This window comes from Mycobacterium sp. NPDC003449, assembly GCF_053588415.1.
The window spans coordinates 1-9,477 of record NZ_JBSFPX010000240.1 but is presented as its reverse complement, the minus strand read 5'-3'; the positions used below and the strand labels follow the sequence as shown (position 1 = coordinate 9,477).

Genomic DNA, 9,477 nt, shown 5'->3' with positions numbered 1-9,477 from the left:
ACCCGACGTCGCGGTCCGACGTCTCGTCGGCGCCACGTTGCCGTGGGGGGGCGGGGGGGGCGCCCGGTCTGATAGGGGGCGGGGGGGCGCCGGACTCTCCGGTTGGGGCCCCGCGCCCGCGCCCGCCCCCCCCGCCCCCCCCCCCCGCGGCCCCGGCGACCGTGGCGGCCACCAAGGGGCTCTACGTGGGCAGCACCCTGGTTCCGCACTGGAACGACAAGGTCGCCGCGGGTGATCTCGGGTTCCGGGCCAAGGCGGTGCTGACCCGCTTTCCCGAGGGGATCATGCTGCAGCGCACCGGGGCCGGGCCGATCTGGATCCCCGAGGAATCGATCGCCGCGATCAGGACCGAGCGGGGAATCGCGGGTAAGGCGCTCACGCACGACGGCATTCTGGCGATCCGGTGGCGTCTGCCGTCCGGGGTCGAGATCGACACCGGGTTCCGTGCCGACAACCGACTCGAATACGACCGCTGGGTGGAGGAGAAGGCATGAGTCACAGAGCTGTCCTGGTACTCGAGGACGGCCGCGTCTTCACCGGCACGTCCTTCGGGGCGATCGGCCAGACGCTGGGCGAGGCGGTGTTCTCCACCGGGATGTCGGGCTATCAGGAGACCCTGACCGATCCGAGCTATCACGGGCAGATCGTGGTCGCGACGGCGCCGCAGATCGGCAACACCGGGTGGAACGGTGAGGACGGCGAAAGCCGCGGCGACAAGATCTGGGTGGCCGGGTACGCGGTGCGCGACCCGTCACCGCGGGCGTCGAACTGGCGGGCCACCGGCACCCTGGACGATGCCCTGGTGGCCCAGGGCATCGTCGGGATCGCCGGCATCGACACCAGGGCGGTGGTACGCCACCTGCGGACCCGCGGATCGATGAAGGCGGGCGTGTTCTCCGGCGACGGGCTGGCCGATCCCGACGAACTGCTCTCCCGGGTGCGCGGCCAGCGGTCCATGCTGGGGGCCAACCTGGCCGGGCAGGTCAGCACCGACACGTCCTACGTCGTGGAGCCGGAGGGCACACGGCGGTTCACCGTGGCCGCCGTCGACCTCGGCATCAAGACCAACACACCGCGCAATTTCGCCCGCCGCGGCATCCGCAGCCATGTGCTGCCGTCCTCGGTGAGCTTCGAACAGATCGCCGACCTCAAGCCCGACGGGATCTTCCTGTCCAACGGGCCGGGCGACCCGGCCACCGCCGATCACATCGTCGAGGTCACCCGGGAGGTGCTCGGCGCCGGGATCCCGCTGTTCGGTATCTGTTTCGGCAACCAGATCCTGGGCCGGGCGCTGGGCCGGTCCACCTACAAGATGGTGTTCGGGCACCGCGGTATCAACGTTCCGGTCATCGACCACAGCGCCGGACGGGTGGCGATCACCGCGCAGAATCACGGCTTCGCCCTCGAAGGAGAAGCGGGGGAGACCTTCGACACCCCGTTCGGGACCGCCGAGGTCAGCCACACCTGCGCCAACGATGGTGTGGTGGAAGGCGTTCGGCTGGCCGACGGCAGGGCCTTCTCGGTGCAGTATCACCCCGAGGCCGCCGCAGGGCCGCACGATGCCGAGTACCTGTTCGACCAGTTCGTGGCTCTGATGGCCGGACAGAAGTGATGTCCCCCCACACCGCGAGCGCCCGTGTCTGTACACCGACACGCCGCATTTCGCGTACAACAGCGGTCGCTCGCGCGGAGGAGAGGTAATGCCACGTCGCTCTGATCTCAACCACATCCTGGTGATCGGCTCCGGGCCCATCGTGATCGGCCAGGCCTGCGAGTTCGACTATTCGGGCACCCAGGCCTGCCGTGTGCTGCGGTCCGAGGGTCTGCAGGTCAGCCTGGTCAACTCGAACCCGGCCACGATCATGACCGATCCCGAGTTCGCCGACCACACCTACGTGGAACCCATCACCGCCGCCTTCGTCGAGAAGGTCATCGCCCAGCAGGCGGCCCGGGGCAACAAGATCGACGCCGTGCTGGCCACGCTCGGCGGCCAGACCGCGCTCAACACCGCCGTCGCCCTGCACGAGACCGGGGTGCTGGAGCGGTACGGCGTGGAGCTGATCGGGGCCGACTTCGAGGCCATCCAGCGCGGTGAGGACCGGCAGCGCTTCAAGGACATCGTCGCCAAGGTGGGTGGTGAATCCGCCCGCAGCCGGGTGTGTTTCACCATGGACGAGGTCCGCGAGACGGTCGCCGACCTCGGCCTGCCGGTGGTGGTGCGGCCAAGCTTCACGATGGGTGGCCTCGGCTCGGGCATGGCCTATTCGGCCGAGGACGTCGAACGCATGGCCGGGGACGGGCTCTCGGCGTCACCGTCGGCGAACGTGCTGATCGAGGAATCCATCTACGGATGGAAGGAATTCGAACTCGAGCTGATGCGCGACGGCCGCGACAACGTGGTGGTGGTGTGCTCGATCGAGAACTTCGACCCGATGGGCGTGCACACCGGCGATTCGGTGACCGTCGCACCGGCTATGACGCTGACCGACCGCGAGTATCAGATCATGCGCGATCTGGGCATCGCGATCCTGCGCGAGGTCGGCGTCGACACCGGCGGATGCAACATCCAGTTCGCCGTCAACCCCGCCGACGGGCGGCTCATCGTCATCGAGATGAACCCGAGGGTGTCGCGGTCGAGCGCCCTGGCGTCGAAGGCCACCGGTTTCCCGATCGCCAAGATCGCCGCCAAGCTGGCTATCGGCTACACCCTCGACGAGATTCTCAACGACATCACCAAGGAGACCCCGGCCTGCTTCGAACCGACCCTGGACTACGTCGTGGTCAAGGCCCCCCGGTTCGCGTTCGAGAAGTTCCCCGGCGCCGACGCCACGCTGACCACCACCATGAAATCGGTCGGCGAGGCGATGTCGTTGGGCCGCAACTTCATCGAGGCGCTCGGCAAGGTCATGCGGTCGCTGGAGACCGGGCGCGCCGGGTTCTGGACCAAACCGGACTCCGACGCGAACGTCGAACAGTTGCTGACCAACCTGCGCACGCCGACCGACGGCAGGCTCTATGACATCGAGCAGGCGCTGCGGCTGGGCGCGAGTGTCGAGCAGGTGGCCGAGGCCTCCGGCGTCGACCCGTGGTTCGTCGAACAGATCGCCGGGCTGGTCGGATTGCGCACCGAACTGCTCGACGCGCCGGTGCTCGACGAGAACCTGCTGCGCCGGGCCAAGAACAGCGGCCTGTCCGACGGCCAGATCGCCGCGCTGCGGCCGGAACTGGCCGGCGAATCCGGGGTCCGGGCGCTGCGCACCCGGCTCGGTATCCACCCGGTGTTCAAGACCGTCGACACCTGCGCCGCGGAGTTCGACGCCAAGACGCCCTATCACTACAGCAGCTACGAGCTGGATCCGGCGGCCGAGACCGAGGTCGCCCCGCAGTCCGAGAAGCCCAAGGTGCTGATCCTGGGTTCCGGGCCGAACCGGATCGGCCAGGGCATCGAATTCGACTACAGCTGTGTGCATGCCGCCACGACCCTGACCCGGGCCGGGTTCGAGACGGTCATGGTCAACTGCAACCCGGAGACGGTGTCCACCGACTACGACACCGCCGACCGGCTGTACTTCGAACCGCTCACCTTCGAGGATGTGCTGGAGATCTATCACGCCGAGCAGGCCTCCGGCGCAGGCGGCCCCGGCGTGGTCGGGGTGATCGTGCAGCTCGGCGGCCAGACCCCGCTGGGCCTGGCCAAACGGCTGGAGGACGCCGGGGTGCCGATCGTGGGCACCAGCCCCAAAGCCATCGACCTGGCCGAGGACCGCGGCGCATTCGGGGAGGTGCTGACCAACGCCGGGCTGCCGGCACCCCGGTTCGGCACCGCGACCAGCTTCGAGCAGGCCCGCCGGATCGCCGCCGACATCGGCTATCCGGTCCTGGTGCGGCCGTCCTACGTGCTCGGCGGCCGGGGCATGGAGATCGTCTACGACGAGGCGACCCTGGAGGGCTACATCGCCCGCGCCACCCAGCTGTCCCCGGAGCATCCGGTGCTCGTCGACCGGTTCCTGGAGGACGCGATCGAGATCGACGTCGACGCGCTGTGCGACGGCACCGAGGTCTACATCGGCGGCATCATGGAGCACATCGAGGAGGCCGGCATCCATTCCGGCGACTCGGCGTGCGCCCTGCCCCCGGTCACACTGGGCCGCAGCGATATCGAGGCCGTGCGCCGCGCCACCGAGGCCATCGCGCACGGTATCGGGGTGGTCGGGCTGCTCAACGTGCAGTACGCGCTGAAGGACGATGTGCTCTACGTGCTCGAGGCCAATCCGCGCGCCAGCCGGACCGTGCCGTTCGTCTCCAAGGCCACTGCGGTACCGCTGGCGAAGGCCTGCGCCCGGGTCATGCTGGGCGCCACCATCGCCGAGCTGCGTGGGGAGGGCCTGCTGAGCGGGACCGGCGACGGCGCCCACGTCGGCCGCAACGCTCCGGTCGCGGTCAAGGAGGCGGTGTTGCCGTTCAACCGGTTCCGCAGGGTCGATGGCGCCCAGGTGGACTCGCTGCTCGGGCCGGAGATGAAGTCGACCGGCGAGGTGATGGGCATCGACCACGACTTCGGCACGGCGTTCGCCAAGAGCCAGACCGCCGCCTACGGATCGTTGCCCGCGCAGGGCACGGTGTTCGTCTCGGTGGCCAACCGGGACAAGCGTTCGCTGGTGTTCCCGGTCAAGCGCCTCGCCGACCTGGGCTTTCGGGTGGTGGCCACGGAGGGTACCGCGGAAATGCTGCGCCGCAACGGAATTCCATGCGATGAGGTGCGCAAGCACTCCGAGCGGCCGAGCGGAAGCGACGATCTTCCCTCGTCGGTCGAGGTGATCAAGGCCGGCGAGGTCGACATGGTGATCAACACCCCGTACGGCAACTCCGGGCCGCGCGTCGACGGTTACGAGATCCGTTCGGCCGCGGTGTCGATGAACATTCCGTGTGTGACCACCGTGCAGGGTGCCTCGGCCGCCGTGCAGGGCATCGAGGCCGGCATCCGCGGTGATATCGGCGTGATGTCCCTGCAGGAGCTGCACAGCGAGCTGGAATCGCGGTGACGGGGACCGGGTTCGGGGCCCGGCTGGCCGACGCGGTATCGGCCAGCGGGCCGCTGTGCCCGGGCATCGATCCGCACCCCGAGCTGCTGCGCAGGTGGGGGCTCGAAGCCGACCCGGACGGGCTGCGCGCGTTCTGCGATGTCTGCATCGAAGCGTTCGCCAGTTTCGCGGTGGTCAAACCGCAGGTGGCGTTCTTCGAGGCCTACGGTTCGGCCGGTTTCGTCGTGCTCGAGCACACCATCGCCGCGCTGCGTGATCGCGGTGTCCTGGTACTGGCCGATGCCAAACGCGGCGATATCGGCTCGACCATGGCCGCCTACGCCGAGGCCTGGGCGGCCGACTCACCGTTGGCCGCCGATGCTGTCACCGCCTCGCCGTATCTCGGGTTCGGTGCGCTGCAGCCGCTGCTGCAGACCGCGGCCGCCCACGGCCGCGGGGTCTTCGTGCTGGCCGCCACCTCCAATCCGGAGGGCGCGGCCGTTCAGCGTGCGGTGGCGGGGGACCGGACCGTCGCACAGTCCATCGTCGACGCCGCCTCGGAGGTGAATCGGGCGGCGGGGGAGCCGGCCGGCTCGGTGGGCGTGGTGGTCGGGGCCACCGTGACCGAACCGCCCGACCTGAGCGCCCTCGGCGGGCCGGTGCTGGTCCCCGGGGTGGGTGCGCAGGGCGGGCGTCCGGACACGCTGCGCGGTCTCGGCGGCGCAAAACTGTTGCTGCCCGCGGTATCGCGCGACGTGCTGCGATGTGGACCGGTGGTCGTCGACGTCCGCGCCGCGGCCGAGCGGTACCGCGACCAGGTCGCCCGCCTGATCTGACGACGCCGCTAAAGCCGTTGTCTCACAGGGGGATCCAGATACCGAACAGCCAGAAGCCCCAGTTGTTGAACGTCGGGTTGAAGAACGGCGTCACCCAGCTTCCGTTGTAGTTGAACGGTTGATGGTCGAAGCGGCCCTGGTCGATGCCGCGCCATGCCAGGTCGGGTGGCGGCGGGCCCCAGTGGTCGCCCCGACCACCCGGTCCGTCGAAGCCGCCGGGCCCGCCGGGTCCACCTGGTCCGCGATCGGGCCCTCCGGGGCCGCGATCAGGCCCACCCGGCCCACCGAAGCCGCCGGGCCCTCCCGGCCCACGATCAGGTCCACCGGGTCCCCGGCCCGGCCCTCCGGGGCCGCCCGGGCCTTGGCAATTGCCGAAGCTGCACGGCTGGGGACCGGGCTGGGCCGTCGCCACCGGCGCTCCGGCGGCCAAAGTGGCCGTTCCGAGTGCGATGGCGACCGTAGATGCGCAGGTCAGACGCTTGATGTTCATATCCAGCTTCCCTTCGAGCGGATGTTGGTGCCCGACCTGGGCAGGTTATTTAGCCAAGCTGTGTAGTCGCTATGTGTCGGTTAGGCGAGTGCTAGGCGCCATCGCGGAGGCCGATTGACGAGTTCGTCACCCCTCCGACACGCCCGACACGCCGTGACCAGCGAGAATTTCTCCGGCCCGGGCCGCGGGCAGCCCCGTCCGGGGCCGGTGCGCGCGACCCCGGTTTCACCGTCCCGTCACCCCGGCGCCGAAAACCGTTGACATGCAGGGATATCCATTTTCGTCCGGCTCTGCGGGCCGGCCAGGGCGGCGCCGGCGCCGGATTTCCGCGGGCCGCCCGAGCGCACTACACGCTGGGCTTTTAGTGCCGTAACCAGGGGGTGGGGTTAGCTTTAGTCAGCCCGCGTGGGTACGGTCGTCGTCGCTGGCTGGTTTTGTGCTCCAGCCGAGACAAACAAGTAATGGCCGAAGTAAAAATCGCCAGGAGACGGAGGAACCCGTGGCCCTTCCCCAGTTGACCGACGAGCAGCGCGCGGCAGCGTTGGAGAAGGCTGCCGCCGCACGTCGAGCGCGAGCCGAGCTCAAAGATCGGCTCAAGCGTGGCGGCACCAACCTCAAGCAGGTGCTCACCGACGCCGAGACCGATGAGGTCTTGGGCAAGATGAAGGTCTCCGCTCTGCTGGAGGCCCTGCCCAAGGTCGGCAAGGTCAAGGCGCAGGAAATCATGACCGAGCTGGAGATCGCTCCGACCCGCCGCCTGCGCGGCCTCGGCGATCGTCAGCGCAAGGCCCTGCTGGAGAAGTTCGACCAGTCCTAAGGCGCCGAGGTTGAGCGCCGGCCGAGGGGTCGGACATCATGCGGCTGCGGTCGTCGTGCTGTCCGGCCCCTCTGCCGTCGGGAAGTCCACCGTGGTCCGTTGTCTGCGGGAGCGGCTTCCCGACCTGTATTTCTCGGTGTCGGTGACCACCAGGGCCCCGCGGCCGGGCGAGACCGACGGCGTGGACTACCGCTTCGTCTCCGCCGGGGAATTCCAGCGGCTGATCGACGACGGGGCCCTGCTGGAATGGGCCGAGATCCACGGCGGCCTGCATCGCTCCGGCACACCGGCGCAGCCGGTGCGCGAGGCCACGGCGGCGGGGCGGCCGGTGCTGATCGAGGTCGACCTGGCCGGGGCCAGGGCCGTCAAGCGGGCGATGCCCGAGGTGGTCTCGGTGTTCCTGGCGCCGCCGAGCTGGGAGGAACTGGTCAGCCGGCTGTCCGGCCGGGGCACCGAAACGCCCGAGGTGATGGCCAGGCGACTCGAGACCGCCCGGGCCGAAATGGCCGCCCAATCGGATTTCGACCAGGTCGTCGTCAACCGCCAGTTGGATTCGGCATGCGCCGAATTGGTATCCTTGCTGGTGGACAGTTGATGACTCACCGTGCCGGGACCGAACCGATCGGATCCGCGAGCCACCAGCACGCTGTTCACCTGCATTCCCGCCATAACCGCCAGGAGACTTTTTCGTGAGCACCCCGCACGCCGATGCGCAGCTGACCGCTGTGGACGACCTGGGTACCGATTCGTCCGCCATCAGCGCCTACGACACGCCGCTGGGCATCACCAACCCGCCCATCGACGAGTTGCTGGACCGCGCGTCGAGCAAGTATGCGCTGGTGATCTACGCGGCCAAACGGGCCCGCCAGATCAACGACTACTACAACCAGCTCGGCGACGGCATCCTTGAATACGTCGGCCCGCTGGTCGAGCCCGGTCTGCAGGAGAAGCCCCTGTCGATCGCGATGCGGGAGATCCACGAGGATCTGCTCGAGCACACCGAGGGCGAGTAGCCAGGCCGGGGCCGGCAGGTGAGCGCGGGTAAGCGAATCGTCGTCGGTGTGTCCGGCGGCATAGCCGCCTACAAGGCGTGCACCGTGGTCCGTCAGCTCACCGAGGCCGGTCATTCGGTCCGGGTGCTCCCCACCGAGTCGGCGCTGCAGTTCATCGGCGCCGCCACCTTCGAGGCCCTCTCGGGCAATCCCGTGCACACCGGTGTGTTCACCGATGTGCACGAGGTACCCCACGTGCGCATCGGCCAGGAGGCCGACCTGGTGGTCGTCGCGCCGGCCACCGCCGACCTGCTGGCCCGGGCCGTCGCGGGCCGGGCCGACGATCTGCTCACCGCGACCCTGCTGACCGCCCGATGTCCGGTGCTGTTCGCGCCCGCGATGCACACCGAGATGTGGTTCCACCCGGCCACCGTCGACAATGTGGCCACGTTGCGGCGTCGCGGCGTGGTTGTGCTGGAACCCGCGTCCGGCAGGCTCACCGGTTCGGACAGCGGAGCGGGCCGGCTGCCCGAGGCCGAGGAGATCACCACCCTGGCGCAGCTGCTGCTGGAACGTGGCGATGCGCTGCCCTACGACCTGTCCGGGGTGAAGGCGCTGGTCACCGCGGGCGGCACCCGCGAGCCGCTCGATCCGGTGCGGTTCATTGGCAACCGCAGCTCGGGCAAGCAGGGCTACGCGATGGCCAGGGTGATGGCCCAGCGCGGCGCCGAGGTCACGTTGATCGCCGGAAACACCGCGGGGCTCATCGACCCGGCCGGCGTCGACGTGGTGCACATCGGTTCGGCCGCGCAGCTGCACGACGCGGTGTCCAAACGGGCCCCCGAGGCCAACGTCCTCGTGATGGCCGCCGCGGTCGCCGATTTCCGGCCGGCCCAGATCGCGACCGCCAAAATCAAGAAGGGCGCATCCGAGCCGAGTTCGATCGATCTGGTTCGCAACGAGGACGTCCTGGCCGGCGCGGTGCGGGCCAGGGCGGAGGGGCAGTTGCCCAAGATGCGGGCAATCGTCGGATTCGCCGCCGAAACCGGCGACGCGAACGGCGACGTGCTGTTCCATGCGCGGGCGAAACTCAAGCGCAAGGGCTGTGACCTGCTCGTGGTTAACGCGGTCGGGGAGAACCGGGCGTTCGAGGTGGACCACAACGACGGGTGGTTGCTGAGCGCCGACGGAACCGAGGCCGCACTGGAGCACGGGTCCAAGACCCTGATGGCCACCCGTATCGTGGACGCGATAACGGCCTTTTTGCAGAGCCGGGGCGGGTGAACTCGGCGTACGCCGCACGACGCGGGAATGCCTTGCA

At 69.2% G+C, this 9,477-nt stretch carries 8 protein-coding genes and 1 pseudogene; 8 read left to right on the top strand and 1 reads right to left on the bottom strand.

Annotated elements, in window-relative coordinates; genetic code table 11:
• Positions 1–128 precede the first annotated feature (128 nt).
• From ACWDTP_RS34780 to pyrF, 4 genes and pseudogenes are all read left to right on the top strand, one after another.
• A pseudogene (locus ACWDTP_RS34780) lies at positions 129–494 on the top strand (PH-like domain-containing protein); the annotation flags it as partial.
• Positions 491–1,612 carry a glutamine-hydrolyzing carbamoyl-phosphate synthase small subunit gene (carA, locus tag ACWDTP_RS34775; RefSeq protein WP_450027772.1) on the top strand — a complete coding sequence of 374 codons (1,122 nt, stop codon included), beginning with the start codon at positions 491–493 and terminating at the stop codon, positions 1,610–1,612. The pseudogene ACWDTP_RS34780 and the gene carA, both read left to right, overlap by 4 nt.
• Before the next feature lie 88 nt (positions 1,613–1,700).
• A complete protein-coding gene (carB, locus tag ACWDTP_RS34770; RefSeq protein WP_450027771.1) occupies positions 1,701–5,042 on the top strand; it encodes a carbamoyl-phosphate synthase large subunit in 3,342 nt (1,113 codons plus the stop codon).
• Positions 5,039–5,857: an orotidine-5'-phosphate decarboxylase gene (gene pyrF / locus ACWDTP_RS34765; RefSeq protein WP_450027770.1), complete on the top strand. Its 819-nt coding sequence runs from the start codon at positions 5,039–5,041 to the stop codon at positions 5,855–5,857. The genes carB and pyrF overlap by 4 nt, the downstream gene beginning before the upstream one ends.
• A gap of 22 nt (positions 5,858–5,879) precedes the next feature.
• Here pyrF and ACWDTP_RS34760 read toward each other — a convergent pair whose 3' ends face one another.
• Positions 5,880–6,347, bottom strand: a complete 468-nt coding sequence (locus ACWDTP_RS34760) for a hypothetical protein (protein ID WP_450027769.1) — start codon at positions 6,345–6,347, stop codon at positions 5,880–5,882.
• Positions 6,348–6,846: 499 nt separating this feature from the next.
• Between ACWDTP_RS34760 and mihF the strand changes: the two genes are divergently transcribed.
• From mihF to coaBC, 4 genes are all read left to right on the top strand, one after another.
• A complete protein-coding gene (mihF, locus tag ACWDTP_RS34755; RefSeq protein ID WP_003894434.1) occupies positions 6,847–7,164 on the top strand; it encodes an integration host factor, actinobacterial type in 318 nt (105 codons plus the stop codon).
• Positions 7,165–7,174: 10 nt separating this feature from the next.
• Complete coding sequence (gene gmk / locus ACWDTP_RS34750; protein WP_450027768.1) at positions 7,175–7,759, top strand: guanylate kinase; 585 nt, start codon at positions 7,175–7,177, stop codon at positions 7,757–7,759.
• Between the two features lie 94 nt (positions 7,760–7,853).
• On the top strand, positions 7,854–8,177 hold the full coding sequence (gene rpoZ, locus ACWDTP_RS34745) for a DNA-directed RNA polymerase subunit omega (protein WP_450027767.1): 324 nt from the start codon (positions 7,854–7,856) through the stop codon (positions 8,175–8,177).
• 18 nt (positions 8,178–8,195) lie between these two features.
• Positions 8,196–9,440, top strand: coding sequence for a bifunctional phosphopantothenoylcysteine decarboxylase/phosphopantothenate--cysteine ligase CoaBC (coaBC, locus tag ACWDTP_RS34740; RefSeq protein WP_450027766.1), 1,245 nt, complete (start codon positions 8,196–8,198; stop codon positions 9,438–9,440).
• Positions 9,441–9,477 lie beyond the last annotated feature (37 nt).